Here is an 18387-nt window from a genome sequence, read left to right as displayed (position 1 = left end):
GCAGATATAGTTATTTTTCAAGTCTATATGGTTTGCGTTAAGTTTAAGCGGTCATATGTCTGCTTTTTGTGCAAAAAATAACGTTACTTATTTATTTGATAAATAATGCCAAAGAGTTTTAAAAAGCGTATTTGCATCAATAGGTTTGGTAATATAACTATTCATTCCAGAGGCTAATGCCTTTTTAACGTCATCGTCATGGGCGTTCGCCGATAGCCCTATTATGGGTAAATCAATTAACCCTAAATCACAACGAATTACTTTTGTTGCTTGGAGTCCATCCATTTTTGGCATCTGAATATCCATAAGAACAATGTCGTAGCTATTTTCGGTTAGCTTTTCTATGGCTTCAAAACCATCATTAGCAATGTCGGCAATACACCCTTTTGTTTTTAAAATGGCACTGGCAACATGCTGGTTAAGTGGGTTATCTTCGACTAAAAGTAACTTATAGTTTGCGAATGATAAGGTACTTACATCTATTTCGTCGTATTGCTGTTGAATTTGCTCTGCCTTTGGTAAAGGCGATATAAGCGGCAAACTAAATGTAAATGTAGAACCTTTACCTTCATAACTGACTAAATCAATTGCACCACCCATTAACTCAACCAGCTTTCTGCAAATACTTAACCCTAAGCCTGTACCACCATATTGACGTGAGGTTGAGCTATCGGCTTGCGCAAACGGTTTAAACAATTGTTTTTGTGCTTCGCTACTAATACCAATACCCGTATCGTTAATACTAAAGTAAGTCATTTTTTTCGACTGCCAAATTTTCAGAGTGATCTCACCTTCCCCTGTAAATTTAACCGCATTATTGAGCAGATTCAGCAGCACTTGTTTTAAGCGGATTGGATCGGTATTAATGACCAAATTTGATGTTTTATCAAAATCTAGACTTAACTTTATTGATTTAATGTCAGCTTCAAACTGAAGTAAATTAAGCATTTCATCCGCTAAACTCGCTACATTAATAGGCTCTTGCATTAAGTCTAGCTTGCCTGCTTCCATTTTTGAAAAGTCGAGCACATCGTTTAATACCCGCAGTAAAACACCCAGTGCTCCATCTGCTTGTTCAATGTAACTTCTTGCTTGTTGCCAATCATTCTGTTGCAGCGCTAAATAATGCAGCCCTTTTATACCGTTAATAGGGGTACGGACTTCGTGACTCATGTTTGCTAAAAACTGTCCTTTAATATGACTCGCTTCATCTGCTTTTTGTTTTTCTTTGCGTAATGTATGCGTTTGCTTAGCCACTTGTTCGCGAATTTGTATGTTTGTACCTGTAACTGAAATCAAAAATGTAATCAGTAACCACACAAACAACATACCTACTATTTGTGCAAGCCAATACATTAACCAAGACGTTCTAACTATTGGTTCATATAACTCGACCTGCCACATGCGTTTGCCAATCAACAATTGATATTCTTTAAACAGCGTTTGCGAGTTATCGGTATCGGCAATATAAATTGCCTGCTTTTTCCCTGGTATCGTTGTATCAAAAAAACTGACTGAAATTGAGTTGTTGTGATCAAATAATAGTGTTTGCGATAAGCGTTTCAGACTGACAATCGCTGCCACAAAACCTTGAAAATCATCTTCGGTAGACGACTCTCCAAAAACAGGATATAAAAAAAGCACACCGTCTTCAGCTGTATTTTGGACTAAATTAATTGGCTCACTTAGTGCAAGTTCATTAAGCTCTTTCGCTTTGCTAAGCGCTGCACCTCTTACTTTACTAGAAGCTAAATCAAACCCTAAAACACCTTCATTATCTTTTAAGGGATATACATATTTTACAGGAAAGTAATTACTACGAGTACCTGCAGGTTGCCAACCTCCATCAAGTGACTTTTCTTTTATGTATAAAGTTTTGCCTGTGGCTGTATTTTCATGTGTTTCAAAATCTGCGAGTTTATTTGCTGGTACATAAGGTATCCATTCAAATGCTAAAATTTCTTGGCTATAGTCCAACTGCTTTGAAGTAAATTGTTTAAACTCTTTAAAGTTCACGTCATTACTACTAGCAAAAAATGTAGCTAACAATCCTAAGTGAGCAGTAATACCATCGAGCTTCTGGCTTATAGCATTTTGCACAGTAAGTATTTTGGCTTCTTGCTTTTGAATGTCTTTTTCTTTTTTTACACTGGCAGCGCCATAAAAACTAACGCTGATCAGTATATAAATTAATAGTGAAGGTAAAATTACCAACATACGGTGGCGTACTTGCGTGTAATTAAAGGCTGCGAGCATGAGTGGAGTAAATATAAGTACACCGATACTGTCACCAATCCACCATGCTATAAAGCTATCAAAAATAGCATGCGTAGGGATCACATTATTCAATGCTAATAAGCTAGTTCCCACACCTGCAGCAATAACACAGCATATTGGCCCTGCTACTATTAGGCTCTGCACACTGTGTTTTAAAGAAGATAAATCTAGTGGAGCCTTTATAACATTTACTATGATTTGACGACCAATCCAAGCCTGTAAAACAGAGGCTAAAGTGACGCAAATAGCTTGTAAAAGCACATTAAAATGAAGAATATCTACGGTGTTATCAAGATGAATTAAGTTAGTACAGAAAGCACCAAGAATAAGGCCAATAAATGACTTACGTCCCCAAATTAAAAAGCTCGCTAAAGCAATTCCTGAGGGCGGCCAAGAGGCGACCGCATAGCCATCAACAGAAAGAAGTGAGTTGCTAAAATACCCAGTAAAGAAGTAAGCACAAGCCAAGCTAAGGGTTAATATTAAAAACTTTCTCAATGCTTGTGCTCCTGAACTACAAAAAATGCTAAGTAGTTATAGTGTAGTCATTTATTGATATAAAACGAGCGCCTTTTCTGCTTGTGCACTATTTTTATAACTTAAAACAGCTTGTTCAGAGAACTGTTTTTTATTGTCACTATTCAGTGCTTTATCAAAAATTCTAGCTGCTAAGTCATAATCACCTTTAGCATTAGCAAGGCAAGCCAGCGCAAGTAATAGTGAATTATTTGAATCATCCTTTTTAAGGCGTTCTTGTATGTTTATTTGCAACTTAGGCGCGTCGGCTGCTGTTGCTTTACTTAATATATTGGCAAGCTCTAAGTGTTGCTCATTATGCTTAACCATTTTAATTAAGTCACTTTCGATAACAGCCAATTGACCTGCTTGCGCCATTTGCATTAAATATGCGGTGTGGGCATGAGCTTGCAGCTTTTTCGGTAGCTGTTTATATTTTTCACTCAGTTTGTCTGCATCTAACGCATTAAAGTAGGCACTAAATAACTGCGTCCACTGTGCATCAGTAAGTGCTTTTTTGCGTAATAAACGCGGCAAAAAATCTTCCAGCGCACTAAAGTGTTGTTGCTGTACTAATACTTCTGCATAAAGTTTTAACTCAAGTGCGGTGGCTTTTTTAGCTTCTGCGCTAATACGCATTTGTGATTCAATCGCGCTACTGTCGCCACTTGCCAACCATAGCTTTGCTACTTTTAATTGATGCTCTGGGCTTATTTCAAATAAACGCTCAAGTGCTTTATCTGTTTGATTATTAGCAAGCGCTGCTTTTGCAAGTAATGCTAAGCGAATATCTTCAAACTTATCTGGTACGCTATTACCCGATAGAGCCTGCTCTACATGCTCATAATCATCATTAATAGCACTCCACAGAGCCTGCTCAATAGCTACTTGTTTGCGCTCTTGGCTACGTGCAAAAAAGCCATGTTTAGTATTATGATAAATCGATAATAAGTAGCGGATTAGCTTATATGTTAAATATAAAACAACAGCGGTAATGACTGCCATTATACAAAACGATACTATCGTGCCTTCTATCGTCGTATTGTTAAATGAAATAAGTACATAACCTTTTTCATCTAGCACAAATGGAGTAACCGCTAGTACAACAACAATAGCTACAATTAAAATAATTAGCCCTATCATTGCGCCCACTCCTTAACCTTTTGTGTACTATTTAAGGTTATTTTTGGATTAAAATTAAGCTGCTCTTTTTCGAGTTTAGACAACGCTTTAAGTACCGTTTTGGTTGCATCATCGTCTTGCTTAAAGTACTCACCAACTAAACGTTTTGCTTCACTTAAGGCGCTAAAGAAAATACTCGCCTGCTTACTCATAAGTGCATCTTGTGCCTGAGTTATATTAAGCTTGATTCGTTGATTAATTAAATGGCGCTCTTGATCTGTAAGTAATGGCTCAATGGAAACACCTTCGTGCTGGCGAATAGTAATAAAGCTATCCACAATTTTATTCCAGCTATTACTCAGGTTTTGCTGCCAATCACTCACGTCATCACTTAAAGCATTTTCATCTATTGCAGCCGCTTCTTCTGGCAAGTTAACCGCATTAAAAACTAAATTATCAACGCTATTAAGTGCACTGTTTAGCTGTAAATAAATAGCCTCTGTTGCTATAGGTTTAAGGCTATCAAGTGTTTGTATGTCTTGCATAATAGCTTGGCGAACTTCAACTGTTCCTGGGTGTTCGCTAAGTAATGCATCTAAGCGCTTTAAAACAGCACTAGTGCCTTGGTAATCTTTTTCAGCCCATAGTTTAAATTCAGCCATACGCTGTAAGCTGGTTACTTCTTGTGGGTTTAAAGACGAGCCTTGTTGCTGCGCTTTTTGCAGGGCTGCTTTTAGTTCTTGCTGATTTTGAGCTGCACTTTCACTTAGGGTTGCGGCTACTTTTTTCTCACTATTAAACAGCGCTTGCTGCAAATTAGATTGCGCCGATTTAAGTGCTTGCAGCTCTTGAACGAGTAACTTATTTTGCTCGCTTAACTCATTAACGGCTAGGTTTTGCGCCTTACCCGCATTTAATTTTTGATAAAACTCGTATCCAACACCAGAGGCCACAATTAACGAAATAAGAAGCGCAAGTGCTGCAACCTTACTTACCTTTTGTTTGTTTTTTTCTGTCGTATTTTTTGTAGCTGCTGGCTCTTGCTTAGCTGATTTAGCTGAGGCCGGGTTAGCTATTGTTGATGTGGCTTTTTCTGCCGTAACTGACTTTGACTGTTCGCTCATGTTGCTACCTTGCTGATTAATACAGGTAAACATAGCGTCATCGCTAGCTCCTGCTGCAATATGTATATTAGCCAAACTTACTTGTTGTTGCTGTAAATATGCGGCAATGCGCTCGCTGGCAACATAAAATTGGCACTGTTGTAACCATTGTAGTTGTGGTGCAGCAAGGGGAGTAAAAATGGCATCGACTGCTGCATTACTTGTTATGACTATACCGTGTACATTATTGCTTTTCCAGTGGTCAGTCCAGTTACCACCTAATTCACTTATCGGTTCACGTTTGTACACTACGCAATTATTTAAAAAAGCACCGCGCTCTTTAAGCACTTTTGCTATATCTGGGCGACCGCCTTGTCCTTTAACCAAAACTATATTACTACCATCAACCTGAGCAAGTGATTTTAGAGCCAGTAACCCCTCTGAATCATATTGCTTAGATTTAGGCAATGCAGCACGCACACCAAATTGTTCATATATTGTGTCGGCTGTTTGTTGGCCTACCGCATAAAACTGCGCTTTTGTATTTATATCTGGTTTTAGTTGCGCAAGCGCACTGACTGCATCTTGCGATATAAATATTATTTTGTCCGCATTTAACAGCGGACTCAGCTCGGTGCTAGAGGGTGTTAAATGCGTTATTTTTAATACCGGAAACAAAGACGCCTGATAACCCGCTTGCTCTAATTGCTGTGCAAGGGCTGCGCCTTTTCCTTCGGGCCGAGTTATCAGAATATGTGTCATTTATGCGTCTCTATAAACTTCAGCTAATATTTTGTCTGCGCCTTGAGCTAGTAATTTTTTAGCAAGCTCAATGCCTAGTTTTTCTGCATCATTTACATGACCAGTTACTTCGTCGCGTAAAATTTCGCTGCCATCAACAGCACCCACTAAACCACGCAAATGTACCTGCTCGCCATCAACTAATGCATAAGCACCAATAGGCACTTGGCAACCACCTTCTAAATGGCGATTCATCGCACGCTCTGCATTTACGCGAATACGTGTTTGAGTATGCTCAAGTGGTGCAAGTAATGCTTTTGTTACTTCATCATCAATACGGCACTCAATACCTACAGCGCCTTGACCATTTGCCGGTAATGATACTTCTGGCTCAATATAGTCGGCAATACGCGACTCCATTTCTAAACGAATAAGCCCTGCTGCAGCCAAAATAATAGCATCGTATTGGCCATCATCTAACTTACCTAAACGCGTATTTACATTACCGCGTAAATCACGAATATCTAAATCAGGACGAAGTGCTTTAATTTGGCACTGACGGCGCAAACTCGAAGTGCCCACAATAGCGCCCTGTGGTAGAGCGTTTAAATTAGCAAAATTGTTTGATACAAACGCATCTCGCGGATCCTCACGCTCACAAATAGTATACAGCTCTAATCCGTCAGGGAACTCTACTGGTACGTCTTTCATAGAATGTACGGCAATATCAGCTCGGCCATCTAACATGGCTTGCTCAAGCTCTTTAACAAATAAACCCTTACCGCCAATTTTGGCCAAAGGCGTATCTAAAATTATATCCCCTTGCGTCGACATTGGGACTAATTCTACGCGTACATCTGCATGAAAACGCTCAAGTTCAGCTTTTACAAATTCGGCCTGCCAAAGTGCTAAAGCACTTTTACGAGTTGCGATGCGTACTAATTTTGTTTTTTCTGTCATAAGGGTATCCAATTAATTACTGCGTTTAGCTAGTTTTAGTCAGCTAAAATTCTAAATTCTTTTTGGGCAATTAAATTACCTTGCTCATCTACAACATCAACACGCCAGTGGCCTGTTTGTGTGTCCATAATATTTTTTGTTGAGTAGGTTCTGTAGCGAGGCGAAGTAACATTGAGTGTAATTTCAGCCATAGTTTCATCTTCAAACGTCCAAACATGTTTAACTTGCTGCCCTTGAAGGTTTTTAATCTCGCTAAAAAACGATAACCCTTCATCAAACTGACTTAACCTAATATCTGCCGCAAACACATTAGTAGGCTCACGCTTACTTACTTTACGAGTAAGTACCGCACGGCTAATTTTATCTGTGTCTATTTGCGCGCCTAATGCCACACTTGCCACTTGTGCTGTAGGCGAAAAACCTTCAGTACCACTCAATGCACCATCATCGCTTTTTTGATCTAAAAGTAAGTCACTCTGATCAGCATACTCAGCTATATTTTCAGCTTCTTCGGTTTCTTCCTGCGCATCATTATCAAGGTTTGAGTTTAACTCTGTATTAATACTCTCACTTTGATCAATCACAATATCGTTGCTAGCTAATAAAACTGTATCATTATTTACTGGATTCACTTTATCAGGTGCATTATTTGATATGCTTTGCTCAACTTCATTCTGCGCAGCTAATAACGGTTCAATGCTCGTTTGCGTTATCTCTGCGGACTCGTTAGGAATGTTGTTTATTGATGATTCAGGCTCAACATCCGTTACTTCAACGTTTGTCTGGTTTTGAGCGTTACTGCTAAAGCTTAAAAATTGCTCCTGCTCATTTGGATGCTCACCTTGCTCTGCACTGGCTGAGGTTGTTAAGCCATATACAACTGCTGCAGAGGTCATTAATACCAACATAGCAATACTCACAATACGACGCCAATTCCACTCGTAGCTTACCGTTGGTACACTCTCTTGTAGTTCGCGTTTAACATTTGCTTTAATAACTATTTTTTGACTCATATTGACCTCAGCGGTTCCAAAATTAGCTTAAACGAGCAATTAACCATTGGCGAATAGCTTGCAATTCTTCTGCGCAAACTTGATGAGCCATTGGGTATTCTTGCCAGCTTACATCCATGTTATGTGCTGTTAATACTTCAAACGCACTTCTTCCCGCGCTATGCGGTACTACGTTATCTTGACTACCATGCGCCATAAATACATTTAAATCGGTATGTTTTGCTTCATCAGCAAATTTTTGCGGCACACACATATAAGTAGAAAGCGCCATAACACCCCCAAGTTTTTGCTCAAAGCGCGGCGCTAAATGTAGCGACACCACACCACCTTGAGAAAAACCAGCTAAAATAATTTTATTAGCGGGTATGCCATTAGCAATTTCTTTGTTGATTAGCTCTTCTACTTTAGCAGCCGAATCTCTTACGCCTTGTTCATCGGCACGCTTATCTAATTCTATAGATTTAATATCGTACCAAGAGCGCATTTCCATACCACCATTTATGGTGACCGGTTGCATTGGTGCATGCGGAAAAACAAACCGTATACCCAGTTCACTTGGTAAATTAAGCTGCGGAGCCACTGGTGCAAAACCATCCCCAGAATCGCCTAAGCCATGTAACCAAATAACCGTTGCTTTATGCTCGCTTTGAGCTGGGTATTCTACAAACTCTAAACTCATAGTGTTGATTGCCACTTAACTTCTTGACCTGCTTGGCGAGTTGATGCTTCATTTATAAACGCCCAAAATTCTGCACCCGAACGGTTATCAATCCATAACCCATCACGCATTTCAAAATGATGACCGTTAAACTTAGTCGCAACCCATACTTGATGAAGAGGCGCTTGTTTATTGATTACTATTTTACTTTTATCAGGAAAAATAATTTCTAAAATACCTTGTGCCGATTCGTAATCTAAATCAGCTTCGCAATCATCAACTTGCTCTTCAATAGTGAACATAAGAGCTTCGGCTAATTGGTGATATTCGTGTTCAGTCATTGTTATTTCCTTTGCAGGCGAGCCGCCTAATATTGGGTACGTTTTAGCTTTAAAAGTGTACTGTTAGTGTAACAGGAATAAAATCATCCGCGAATAGCTGCATTTTTTAGATATTCTGTTACTCTGCGATTATAAAGCCAGCAACCATATTAATCTAATGAAAGCGACGCATACCTTACAATTAAAAAAACTATTAATAAGCACTGTACTGTTAAGCGCCTTAGCTGGCTGTGGGCAGAGCGGTCCGCTATATTTACCAGAACAACAAACAGAGCAAAACCAACCTCAAAATACAGCTAAGCCAGCCACTACCGCTGAGCAAGCAAAAACACAGCAAAGTCAGGAGCAATAAATGGATTATTTTAACTACAAAAACAACCAATTATTTGCCGAAGACGTAAGTGTGGCAAGCATAGCGCAGCAATACGGCACACCTTGTTATGTATACTCGCGTGCTACGTTTGAGCGCCATTACCTAGCGTTTGCTAACGCCACTAAAAATCATAAAAGCTTGGTGTGTTACGCCGTTAAAGCAAACTCAAATATAGCCGTACTTAATATATTAGCGCGCTTAGGATCGGGTTTCGATATTGTATCTAAAGGCGAACTTGCACGTGTAATTAAAGCAGGAGGCGATGCCTCTAAAGTGGTTTTTTCGGGCGTGGCTAAAACGTCTGACGAAATAGCGTACGCATTAAAGTTAGGTATTAAATGCTTTAACGTTGAATCAGCCTCTGAGCTTGAGCGAATTTCAGAAGTTGCTTGTGAGCTTAATTTAGAAGCGCCTATTTCTATTCGTGTAAACCCCGATATAGATGCAAAAACACACCCGTATATTTCTACCGGCTTAAAAGAAAATAAATTTGGTATTGATATTCAAACGGCGGTGAGTGTTTATCAACAAGCAGCGGCTTTACCTGGTTTAAAAATAATTGGTGTTGATTGCCATATTGGCTCTCAATTAACTGAAGTAAGACCCTTTTTAGAAGCCCTTGATAAACTCATGGCGCTTATTGATGAGCTAAAAACCAACGGTATTGAGCTAACTCACTTAGATATTGGTGGCGGTTTAGGCGTGCCATATAACAACGAGCAACCACCGCACCCAAGTGAATATGCAGCGCAAGTTACCGAGCGCTTAGCTAACTATAAACACCTTGAACTAATTTTTGAGCCAGGGCGCGCTATTGCAGCTAACGCAGGTATTTTAGTTACTCAAGTTGAATTTATTAAACAAAACCAAGACAAATTTTTTGCCATTGTAGATGCAGGTATGAACGACATGCTTCGCCCTGCGCTTTATCAAGCGTGGCAAAAAATCATTCCGGTATCAGTTCGCGACGACGAAACACCTACTCACAACTTTGATATTGTGGGTCCGGTGTGCGAAACCGGCGACTTTTTAGGAAAAGATCGTGAACTAGCGCTTAAACAAGGCGACTTACTCGCACAGCGAAGTGCTGGTGCATATGGCTTTACCATGAGTTCAAACTACAACTCGCGCCCGCGTGTTGCAGAAATAATGGTAGATGGTGAGCATCATCACCTTATTCGTGAACGCGAAACTATTGAAAGCCTTTATCAAGGTGAGAAAATTTTACCATAAACGTTTTTGTTACGACGCTGCTCTGTGGCATGATTAGCACAGAGCAAAACCGAATTAGAGCGCTATGTTAGTTAATTTTTCCAAAATGCACGGCTTAGGCAACGACTTTGTTGTAATTGATAACATTACACAAAATGTTTTTTTGTCGCGAGATCAAATCAAAAAACTGGCAGATCGCCATTTTGGCATTGGCTTTGACCAATTGCTGATGGTTGAAGCGCCATATTCTCCTGATCTCGACTTTCATTATCGAATTTTTAATGCCGATGGTACCGAAGTAGAACAATGCGGTAACGGCGCACGCTGTTTTGCCCGCTTTGTACGCATGAAAGGCCTTACTAACAAGCACAAAATTACTGTGTCGACCAAGTCGGGCAACTTAACGCTCTACATAGAAAAAGACGGTCAAGTGACGGTTAACATGGGTCATCCTAACTTTGAACCCAGTAAAATCCCTTTAAAAGCAAGCAAGCGCGAGCTTACTTATATTATTAGAACCGAGGAACACACTGTATTTAGTGGCGCGGTATCTATGGGTAACCCGCATTGCGTACTAGAAGTTGACGACGTAACCACCGCGCAAGTTGATATATTGGGGCCATTGCTTGAAAACCACGAACGCTTTCCGCAAAAAGCGAATATTGGTTTTATGCAGGTTGTATCGCAAGAACACATTAAATTAAGGGTATGGGAGCGAGGCGTTAACGAAACCCTAGCCTGTGGCACAGGCGCATGTGCAGCAATGGTTATTGGTCATATGCAAAATAAGTTATCAACAACCGTTCAAGTAGATTTACCAGGCGGTAGCTTGCAAGTACGTTGGAGTGGCGAAGGTCACCCTGTACGCATGACAGGCCCCGCAGAGCACGTATTCGACGGACAAGTAGCGCTATGAGCGAGCTAAGTAAAGAACAGGTTATTGATTACTTGCAGCAACATCCTGATTTTTTGGTTCAACACCCGGAGCTACTCGCACAACTTGAGCTGCACCAACAAGCTCAAGGTGCAACGTCGCTGGTACATATTCAGCAACGCCAATTACGCGAGCACAACACGCTTTTAAAAAGCCAAATAGACGCGATGAGCAAGCATGCAACGCAAAACGAGCTTGTATATCGTTTGTTTAGCCAGTGCCATCGCCAGCTTTGGAATCATGACGACTTTGATACGCTAGCAAATAACCTGCGCAATATAATTTGCTCAAGTGAAGATGTTAACGACTGCAAATTAGTAAAATATAATCCCGAATACGACGAACTTATTGCACATCGCCTTACCCATTCTGGGCATTATTTAGGGCGTATTAATCAGCAAGAACGCGAACAATTATTTAGTGAAGATACACAATCTGCTGCTATTTATTTAATTGGCGACACTACACACCCTATCGCTATTTTGGCCTTTGGTAGTAATAACGTAAACCACTTTGAGCCCGCTCAAGATAACCTTTTTGTACTCGACTTTATAAACGCATTACACCTGCGGTTACAAAAACTAGCATGAGTGACGATGCGCCTAATATTACTCAATTAAGCGATAACTGGCGCACACCCATAACGCTATTTAGCGATTATTTAAAGTTCGAAAAACAATATTCAGCACACACCGTAAACCAATATGTAAGCCAACTTGGTTTTGCAGCCCTCTATTTTAGTAAATTATGTGACGACTGGTTTGGCGTGCAAGGCGAGCATATTCGCCGCTACAGCATGGCGCTGCGCTCAAAACAATTAAGTGGGCGTACTATTAGTTTAAAGCTCAGCTGCATTCGCAGTTTGTATAAGTTTTTAAAAGCAAAAAACATTGCCGAGCAATCGCATTATCATAATCCTGCTGTGGGTATAAAAGGCCCTAAGTTTGCAAAACCTTTACCTAAAAATCTCGATGTAGATCAAATGGCCCGCTTGCTCGAAATACCCGACGACGAGCCTCTCGCAATTAGAGATAAGGCAATGATGGAGTTAATGTATTCATCAGGGCTGCGTATTAGTGAGTTAGTTGGCGCTAATATGCAAGATATTAGTGCCGCTAATGGCGAAATTTTAGTGCGTGGTAAAGGCAATAAAGAGCGATTAATTCCGGTGGGTAAAAAAGCGTTAGACGCATTAAAAAAATGGCTCACAATACGCCCTCAATTTACAAAGCCCGATGAAATAGCAGTATTTTTAAGTAGCCAAAAAAATCGTATTTCGATTCGCCAAGTGCGCCTACGCATGCAAGAGTGGGGAATAAAACAAGGCATTAGCTCGCAGGTTCACCCGCATAAGCTGCGCCACTCGTTTGCGTCACATATTTTAGAATCATCTGGTGATTTACGCGCCGTGCAAGAATTACTAGGGCACAGCAGTTTGTCGGCTACACAAGTGTATACGCATTTAGATTTTCAACATTTAGCCAAGGTGTACGACAACACTCACCCTCGCGCAAAAAAACGAACTGATTAGGAAAATAAATATGATCCGATTTAATCGTGCTATTAAGCCATTTTCTGTCATGAGCTTTGATTTAGACGACACGCTATACAGCAATCACCCTATTATAAAAGCAGCCGTTAAAGCCCAACAAAATTATTTAAACGCGCTACCGGGCTATCAAGAGCAAGGTCCAAAGTACTGGCAACTATGTCGCGAACTTGCCGTAATACAAAACCCAGATCTCGCAGATGATGTAACTAAATGGCGCAAACACACCCTACGTTTAGCGCTTTCTAAACTTGGGTTTACCGCAGATGATGTAGAGCGCCATGCAAATGCCGCCTATAACGCCTTTGCCGATGCGCGCAGCAACATAGTCGTAAGCGATGACGTACTAAACTTACTAGATAACCTAGCCAAACACTTTACGCTTGTTGCGATTACTAACGGTAACGTTGAAATTGAACGCTTTAACTTACACAACAAATTTGAGCTAGTATTACAAGCAGGTATGCACGGTAAAGCAAAACCTCACAGCACCTTATTTGATAAAGCAGCCACACATTTAAACGTTGCTAAAAGTGAAATTTTACACATTGGCGATAGCCTAGACACCGACGTACAAGGCGCAAATAATGCCGGTTGCCAATCGGTATGGTTAAACGATCAAGGCGCCAATTATGCTTATAAAGGGCTGGCTGATATTGAAATAGTCAACATCCACGCCTTAACGCACTTTATTAAATAATACCAATTGCATTAAATAAGTGTTCTATTATAGCGCTAAGAAAATAGCACAATAACAAGGCGAAAATTGTGACATATAGTTGTTCTATATAAATAATTTTTAACGCAGTTAGTGAGTTATTTAATGCAATAAAATGATCATGTTTTAATAAAATTGGTATAAACTCGTTTAAAAATAAGAGGTCACAATGAGCCACTATACCAAGCTAATCACCTTGCTATTAATTGGCTCGCTTAGCCTTAACGCTTATTTATTATGGCCGCAGCCTGCGTTAACTACACCACAAAAAACGCAAAGTGCCCAGCAAAGCATATCGCCTAAACAACAAAATACGTTACTAAATACGGCAAAGCAGCAATTTAAACAACACCAATTTGAAGCCGCACTTAGTAGCTATCAACAACTCAAAAACAGCAATCCAGAGAGTGCAAAAAACCTTTATTCATCGTGGCTGATACAGCTTAAAACATGGCTAAATAGCAATTTATTACTCAGCGAATCGCTTCTCAATGCGCTATTAAATAACAGCCCTTACAACGTAGAAATACTTAATTTACAGGTTGAGTATTTAATAAATAGCGAGCAAACACAAAACGCCATTATTGCTTTATTTGAGCTGAATTCATTACTACCTGCTGATCAGCAAAACAACGTAAATACACGTTTAAATACGCTCACTAAAAACGAATTACACACATTAACTGAGCAACAAAATTGGCAAGCTATTATTGAGCAAACACAAATTTGGCTTGATTATAAAAGCGATAACGCGCAGTTTTTATATCCGCTTGCGTACGCCTACTTTCAGCAAGGCGATTTAATTAGTGCACAAGCAACGCTTGATCGAATGCCAAACCAGCACAATCTAAAAAGCCAAGTGCAAACACTGCAAGCTATGATCAATAAAGCACAATCGCAAGACGACTTTGTTGCTTTAACGCCTTACGGCGCGCATTACTTAATAAACACCGAAATAAATAACAATCTATCGACCGAACTAATGATTGATACAGGCGCAAGCATCACCTCACTACCTACAAGTATAATTGAGCAAATTTCGCCACAACCTTTGTATTTAGGCGATGTAACGGTAAACACAGCTAACGGTCAAATTGTTGTAAAACGTTATCAAATTGAATCGTTTAAAGTGGGCTCGCAAATTATTTATGGTTTTGAAGTGTTGAGCATTGAAAACACACGCGGACAAGGTTTGCTAGGGATGAACTTTTTATCGCGATTTAAATTCAATATAAATCAGCAAACAGATGAGCTAGAGTTGAGCGCTAAATAATTAAAAATCCAAAGGTAACACATGACACTAAATAACTATTTAAAAGCACTTGCTGAAAACCCAAAAAGCATTCAATTTACCGATACAATGGCTGTTATTGAAGCAAATTACGACTTTACTGCATGTGGCTTTAATAACCATGGATTACTTAGCGCTGCGAGTGAGAACAACGGCTCATGTAAAATTTTTGCGTTTGCTAAATTAAACGATTTAAGTAAACAAAATACGTTGGATTGCTTTGGTAAGTTTTACCGAGAAGACGTGCTGCAAAACCCTAAAGGTGATGATCACATGAACATTCGCACCTTTATGTTAGCGCCAGAGACAACGCCATTCTTAGGTATTACCTTTGAAGGCGAGCCACTAAAAGCAAAATAGTCAGCAAAAATTAAAGCGGCTTTTCCATAAAATAGCGCGTACCAGAGCGCGGATAATTATTAAGTTGATACTTAACACTATAACCGCGCTTTTCATAAAAGGGTTTTGCTTGAAAATCTAGCGTATCAAGCTGAGCGGTCGTTGCACCTAGTTCAATAGCTGATTGTTCAAGTGCCGTTAGCAACTTATCTGCAAGCCCTTGACCTCGCGCTACATCGCTACACCAAAGCCAACTAATCATCAGCCAATTTCCAAATACACACCCACTAATACCGGCAACAAGCTCGCCTTGCTCATCTGTAAATTTATAGCCTAATGGCACTCTTTGCGCATCAAAATGCTGGGCATTAAATTCAACCATTTTTGTGCGAAGCGCTGAGTTTAACGCGTCGGTATTATCTGCTTTTAATTGATACATGTTCCGCCCTTAAAGGAGCAGATACTAGCAAACTAGTTCTATCAATACAGGTTGTTTTTACCGTAAGGTACTTCGAGCATATTACTGCCGGTTTTTTCGGGCTGTCCGCACATTTCGTCGTAAGCGCTTGTTTGGCGCAGTACCATTCCCGCATAGGCTATTTTATCAAAACGCTTTTGAACATGCAGTGGGCTTAGCGCTCTTAAAAACTCACCGCTGTCTTCTGTTACATAGTATTCAACGTTATTAATCATTACTGATACTTGATAAAGCGCCATATCTAACGAGTGAACAATGACTTTTTGTAGCGGCTCGTGCTTTTTTAACTGTGAAAATTTAATACCCATCTTGATTACCTTTTTATATTTAACCTGAGTTCAGGTTATTTAACATTATCGATACGCAGCTTTGCTATAATCACGATCAAATTTTTATTAGCCGCTGGCGTCACACGTTATGAGCACAAAAATCCGACTCGCTAAATATATTGCCCATGCAGGTATTTGTTCTCGTAAACAGGCATCGCGTTTAATTGATGAAGGTGTTGTGACTGTAAATAATCGCCCAGCGAATCATATAGATCACGTTGATGAGCAAGACATTGTAATAGTGAACGAAAAAGAAATTAAAGGTGCTGCCGATTTAGTTTATTTTGCGTACCACAAACCAGTAGGTATTGACTGCAAATTAAATATTGATGACCCTGCCAGCCTTATTCACCATTTGCCCACACTCACCCGCGTTTACCCTATTGGTCGATTAGATAAAGACTCTCGCGGTTTGCTTATTTTGACCAACGATGGGGATTTTTGTAATCAACTAATACATCCTGACTTCCACCAGTCTAAACATTATTTAGTCACCGTAAATAAGCCTTTAGACGATGCTTTTTGTAAAAAAATGGCAGCAGGCGTACCCGTTGATAAACACATAACCCTGCCTTGTGAAGTAAATAAAATAGCCAGCAATCAGTTTAGTATTGTTTTAAAACAAGGGCTAAACAGACAAATACGTAAAATGGCGCATTATTGCGGATATAAAGTAATTGATTTATTTAGAGTGCAATTTAGTGACCTCACCCTTTCAAAACTAAACCTACCTGAAAACCAATATATACAAATTAATAAAAACGATATTTCAAAAATCTAATACCAAGTCACTTAATTACATCTCAAAAAGTTAAAAATAAACTTGCAATTACAGATTACAGGTGTAGTCTTTAATTAAAGATTACATTTGTAGGCAATAGCATGATTGAGTTATCAAAAGCAGAGTTTGACGTGCTCGACGCACTTTGGATTAACTACCCCGCCACCGCGAGCCAAATAATTGAGCGCTTAAGCGACGATAAGCAATGGCACGAAAAAACCATTAAAACCCTACTAGGTCGACTAGTAAAAAAAGGCGCACTTACATTTGAAAAAGAAGGTCGTCAGTATATTTATATGCCGTGTATGGAGCGCGCCGACTACACCTTAAAAGAAAGCCAAAACTTTATTGAGCGCTTTTTTAGTGGACGTATTGCGCCACTTGTAAGCGGTTTTGCTAAATCGGAGCAGCTTTCTCAGCAAGATATAAACGAGCTTAAAAAAGTTATAGATGACTGGGAAAAAAACCAAAAGTAAGGGATTAACATGGTTATTCAAACTGGTTTTAATTGGTTGATTGAGCAGCAATTACTATTAAGCATTTTGTTTTGTGGATTTATTTTACTCGAGCGATTTGGTTTAAAAGCCCTTGGCTCGCGGTTTGTATATAAATTAGCATGGCTATTACCTGCGGCATTGGTGATTGCTAATTTACCAAATGCGATTAAACCACTGCAAAATAGCAATATTAGCCATTACTTAATCACCCCTAACCAGCCTTTTACACATGAAATGGGTATTAGCTGGGCGCTCATGTATGTACTTATTACCGCAGGGTTATTAATAGCTAGTTTTATTACACATACCCGTTTTGTTAAAAGCCTGCAGTTAACTGAGTTAACACAATTTGAAGGCACTCTTACCGCTGATGTTAAAACTTATACCAGCCAACATGTAGCCACGCCAATGGTGGTCGGTATTTTAAACAGCAAGCTGGTGTTACCGAGTAACTACAATACCCAGTTTGATAAAGCCACATTAGCGCTTATTTTAGAGCACGAAAACGTACACATAAAACGCAAAGACAACCTAACAAACGCACTTATGTTACTACCTACTATTTTACTTTGGTTTAACCCACTAGCTTGGTTTTGTTACGCAAGCATGCGCCGACTACAAGAGCTGACTTGTGATGAACGGGTACTTAGCAATAAAACCACACAACAACATATTTTATATAGCAAAGCCTTAATAAACTGCGCGGCAAATGCGCCCACAGGACTTATGGCTTATTCACACTACGGAGATAAAAAAACCATGTTACAACGACTAACTAATATAAAACACAGTGGGGAGCGTTCAAAGCTTGCTAAAGGTGGCTTATTACTTGTAGCCGCAAGTATGCTAAGTGGATTAGCGATTGCAAAGCAACCAGAGGCAATGACTAAAGAGGATCACATTTCACCGACAATGCGTATTGAACCCCTTTATCCAATACAAGCAGCTCAACAAGGCATCAGCGGCTCAGTGGTATTAAAGTACGATATAACTCCCAATGGTGAAACCGCTAATGTTTCTGTTGTTAGTGCAAAGCCTGAAGCCATATTTGACCGTGAAGCTAAAAAGGCGCTAAGACAGCTGTCTCTTGATCACAAGTCTGGCTCAAGAGATTTTGCTAAATCGTAGCCTTCCAGGATGGCTTGTAACTTAAGC

19 protein-coding genes and 1 pseudogene are annotated in these 18387 nt (G+C 39.7%); 11 read left to right on the top strand and 9 right to left on the bottom strand.

Features of this window, described 5'->3' with window-relative positions; translation table 11 throughout:
* Positions 1-87 precede the first annotated feature (87 nt).
* From I6F66_RS17925 to cyaY, 7 genes are read right to left on the bottom strand one after another with little or no spacing between them, the layout of a single operon-like run.
* Positions 88-2775 carry a CHASE domain-containing protein gene (locus tag I6F66_RS17925; RefSeq protein WP_165739337.1) on the bottom strand — a complete coding sequence of 896 codons (2688 nt, stop codon included), beginning with the start codon at positions 2773-2775 and terminating at the stop codon, positions 88-90.
* 51 nt (positions 2776-2826) lie between these two features.
* Positions 2827-3936, bottom strand: a complete 1110-nt coding sequence (locus tag I6F66_RS17920; RefSeq protein WP_007580562.1) for a heme biosynthesis HemY N-terminal domain-containing protein — start codon at positions 3934-3936, stop codon at positions 2827-2829.
* Positions 3933-5780 (bottom strand): uroporphyrinogen-III synthase, encoded by a 1848-nt coding sequence (locus I6F66_RS17915; protein WP_165739335.1) that lies wholly within the window; start codon positions 5778-5780, stop codon positions 3933-3935. Before I6F66_RS17915 ends, I6F66_RS17920 begins: the two co-directional genes overlap by 4 nt.
* Positions 5781-6719: a hydroxymethylbilane synthase gene (hemC, locus tag I6F66_RS17910; protein ID WP_165739333.1), complete on the bottom strand. Its 939-nt coding sequence runs from the start codon at positions 6717-6719 to the stop codon at positions 5781-5783.
* 35 nt (positions 6720-6754) lie between these two features.
* On the bottom strand, positions 6755-7732 hold the full coding sequence (locus I6F66_RS17905) for a DUF2914 domain-containing protein (protein ID WP_165729327.1): 978 nt from the start codon (positions 7730-7732) through the stop codon (positions 6755-6757).
* Positions 7733-7754: 22 nt separating this feature from the next.
* Positions 7755-8411, bottom strand: a complete 657-nt coding sequence (locus I6F66_RS17900) for an alpha/beta hydrolase (RefSeq protein ID WP_165739330.1) — start codon at positions 8409-8411, stop codon at positions 7755-7757.
* Positions 8408-8731 carry an iron donor protein CyaY gene (cyaY, locus tag I6F66_RS17895; RefSeq protein WP_007377335.1) on the bottom strand — a complete coding sequence of 108 codons (324 nt, stop codon included), beginning with the start codon at positions 8729-8731 and terminating at the stop codon, positions 8408-8410. The genes I6F66_RS17900 and cyaY overlap by 4 nt, the downstream gene beginning before the upstream one ends.
* Before the next feature lie 157 nt (positions 8732-8888).
* Between cyaY and I6F66_RS17890 the strand changes: the two genes are divergently transcribed.
* The 8 genes from I6F66_RS17890 to I6F66_RS17855 all read left to right on the top strand — a co-directional run bounded on the left by I6F66_RS17890 (position 8889) and on the right by I6F66_RS17855 (position 15168).
* The gene (locus I6F66_RS17890) at positions 8889-9083 is read left to right on the top strand and encodes a lipoprotein (protein ID WP_166419563.1); all 195 of its coding nucleotides are present in this window, start codon (positions 8889-8891) and stop codon (positions 9081-9083) included.
* Complete coding sequence (lysA, locus tag I6F66_RS17885) at positions 9084-10337, top strand: diaminopimelate decarboxylase (protein ID WP_165739325.1); 1254 nt, start codon at positions 9084-9086, stop codon at positions 10335-10337. It begins immediately after the preceding gene.
* 64 nt (positions 10338-10401) lie between these two features.
* Entirely contained in the window at positions 10402-11232 is an 831-nt protein-coding gene (dapF, locus tag I6F66_RS17880) for a diaminopimelate epimerase (RefSeq protein WP_024589649.1), read from the top strand.
* A complete protein-coding gene (locus I6F66_RS17875) occupies positions 11229-11840 on the top strand; it encodes a DUF484 family protein (protein WP_165739323.1) in 612 nt (203 codons plus the stop codon). The genes dapF and I6F66_RS17875 overlap by 4 nt, the downstream gene beginning before the upstream one ends.
* Positions 11837-12781, top strand: coding sequence for a tyrosine recombinase XerC (locus I6F66_RS17870; protein WP_007580545.1), 945 nt, complete (start codon positions 11837-11839; stop codon positions 12779-12781). Before I6F66_RS17875 ends, I6F66_RS17870 begins: the two co-directional genes overlap by 4 nt.
* 10 nt (positions 12782-12791) lie before the next feature.
* The gene (locus tag I6F66_RS17865; protein ID WP_197209538.1) at positions 12792-13499 is read left to right on the top strand and encodes an HAD-IA family hydrolase; all 708 of its coding nucleotides are present in this window, start codon (positions 12792-12794) and stop codon (positions 13497-13499) included.
* Between the two features lie 187 nt (positions 13500-13686).
* Entirely contained in the window at positions 13687-14790 is a 1104-nt protein-coding gene (locus tag I6F66_RS17860; RefSeq protein ID WP_197209537.1) for a retroviral-like aspartic protease family protein, read from the top strand.
* A gap of 21 nt (positions 14791-14811) precedes the next feature.
* A complete protein-coding gene (locus I6F66_RS17855) occupies positions 14812-15168 on the top strand; it encodes a HopJ type III effector protein (RefSeq protein ID WP_039486892.1) in 357 nt (118 codons plus the stop codon).
* 10 nt (positions 15169-15178) lie between these two features.
* On the opposite strand, the gene I6F66_RS17850 is transcribed toward I6F66_RS17855, so the two are convergent.
* Together I6F66_RS17850 and I6F66_RS17845 are read right to left on the bottom strand one after the other, a co-directional pair.
* Positions 15179-15586 carry a GNAT family N-acetyltransferase gene (locus I6F66_RS17850; protein ID WP_165729333.1) on the bottom strand — a complete coding sequence of 136 codons (408 nt, stop codon included), beginning with the start codon at positions 15584-15586 and terminating at the stop codon, positions 15179-15181.
* Between the two features lie 41 nt (positions 15587-15627).
* Positions 15628-15933 (bottom strand): DUF6482 family protein, encoded by a 306-nt coding sequence (locus I6F66_RS17845; protein ID WP_024609954.1) that lies wholly within the window; start codon positions 15931-15933, stop codon positions 15628-15630.
* A 109-nt stretch (positions 15934-16042) separates the two neighbouring features.
* Here I6F66_RS17845 and I6F66_RS17840 point away from each other — a divergent pair, with 109 nt between their 5' ends.
* The 3 genes and pseudogenes from I6F66_RS17840 to I6F66_RS17830 all read left to right on the top strand — a co-directional run.
* Positions 16043-16735, top strand: coding sequence for a pseudouridine synthase (locus I6F66_RS17840; protein ID WP_165729334.1), 693 nt, complete (start codon positions 16043-16045; stop codon positions 16733-16735).
* Positions 16736-16836: 101 nt separating this feature from the next.
* A complete protein-coding gene (locus tag I6F66_RS17835; RefSeq protein WP_007580531.1) occupies positions 16837-17211 on the top strand; it encodes a BlaI/MecI/CopY family transcriptional regulator in 375 nt (124 codons plus the stop codon).
* A 9-nt stretch (positions 17212-17220) separates the two neighbouring features.
* Positions 17221-18312: pseudogene (locus tag I6F66_RS17830) on the top strand (TonB family protein); the annotation flags it as partial.
* Between the last annotated feature and the right edge of the window lie 75 nt (positions 18313-18387).

Origin of the sequence: Pseudoalteromonas sp. NZS100_1 (assembly GCF_015864285.1) — a bacterium.
Lineage (GTDB): Bacteria > Pseudomonadota > Gammaproteobacteria > Enterobacterales > Alteromonadaceae > Pseudoalteromonas > Pseudoalteromonas arctica.
Note: the sequence above shows the minus strand (reverse complement) of the source record. Positions and strands in the feature narration are given on the sequence as shown.

Excerpts from the sequence above, each read along its gene's own strand:
- I6F66_RS17890 (WP_166419563.1), top strand. The coding sequence starts at position 8,889 with ATGAAAGCGACGCATACCTTACAATTAAAAAAACTATTAATAAGCACT.
- I6F66_RS17855 (WP_039486892.1), top strand. The coding sequence starts at position 14,812 with ATGACACTAAATAACTATTTAAAAGCACTTGCTGAAAACCCAAAAAGC.
- dapF (WP_024589649.1), top strand. The coding sequence starts at position 10,402 with ATGTTAGTTAATTTTTCCAAAATGCACGGCTTAGGCAACGACTTTGTT.
- hemC (WP_165739333.1), bottom strand. The coding sequence starts at position 6,719 with ATGACAGAAAAAACAAAATTAGTACGCATCGCAACTCGTAAAAGTGCT.
- cyaY (WP_007377335.1), bottom strand. The coding sequence starts at position 8,731 with ATGACTGAACACGAATATCACCAATTAGCCGAAGCTCTTATGTTCACT.
- I6F66_RS17870 (WP_007580545.1), top strand. The coding sequence starts at position 11,837 with ATGAGTGACGATGCGCCTAATATTACTCAATTAAGCGATAACTGGCGC.
- I6F66_RS17850 (WP_165729333.1), bottom strand. The coding sequence starts at position 15,586 with ATGTATCAATTAAAAGCAGATAATACCGACGCGTTAAACTCAGCGCTT.
- I6F66_RS17840 (WP_165729334.1), top strand. The coding sequence starts at position 16,043 with ATGAGCACAAAAATCCGACTCGCTAAATATATTGCCCATGCAGGTATT.
- I6F66_RS17845 (WP_024609954.1), bottom strand. The coding sequence starts at position 15,933 with ATGGGTATTAAATTTTCACAGTTAAAAAAGCACGAGCCGCTACAAAAA.
- I6F66_RS17920 (WP_007580562.1), bottom strand. The coding sequence starts at position 3,936 with ATGATAGGGCTAATTATTTTAATTGTAGCTATTGTTGTTGTACTAGCG.
- I6F66_RS17875 (WP_165739323.1), top strand. The coding sequence starts at position 11,229 with ATGAGCGAGCTAAGTAAAGAACAGGTTATTGATTACTTGCAGCAACAT.
- I6F66_RS17915 (WP_165739335.1), bottom strand. The coding sequence starts at position 5,780 with ATGACACATATTCTGATAACTCGGCCCGAAGGAAAAGGCGCAGCCCTT.
- I6F66_RS17905 (WP_165729327.1), bottom strand. The coding sequence starts at position 7,732 with ATGAGTCAAAAAATAGTTATTAAAGCAAATGTTAAACGCGAACTACAA.
- lysA (WP_165739325.1), top strand. The coding sequence starts at position 9,084 with ATGGATTATTTTAACTACAAAAACAACCAATTATTTGCCGAAGACGTA.
- I6F66_RS17900 (WP_165739330.1), bottom strand. The coding sequence starts at position 8,411 with ATGAGTTTAGAGTTTGTAGAATACCCAGCTCAAAGCGAGCATAAAGCA.
- I6F66_RS17865 (WP_197209538.1), top strand. The coding sequence starts at position 12,792 with ATGATCCGATTTAATCGTGCTATTAAGCCATTTTCTGTCATGAGCTTT.
- I6F66_RS17835 (WP_007580531.1), top strand. The coding sequence starts at position 16,837 with ATGATTGAGTTATCAAAAGCAGAGTTTGACGTGCTCGACGCACTTTGG.
- I6F66_RS17860 (WP_197209537.1), top strand. The coding sequence starts at position 13,687 with ATGAGCCACTATACCAAGCTAATCACCTTGCTATTAATTGGCTCGCTT.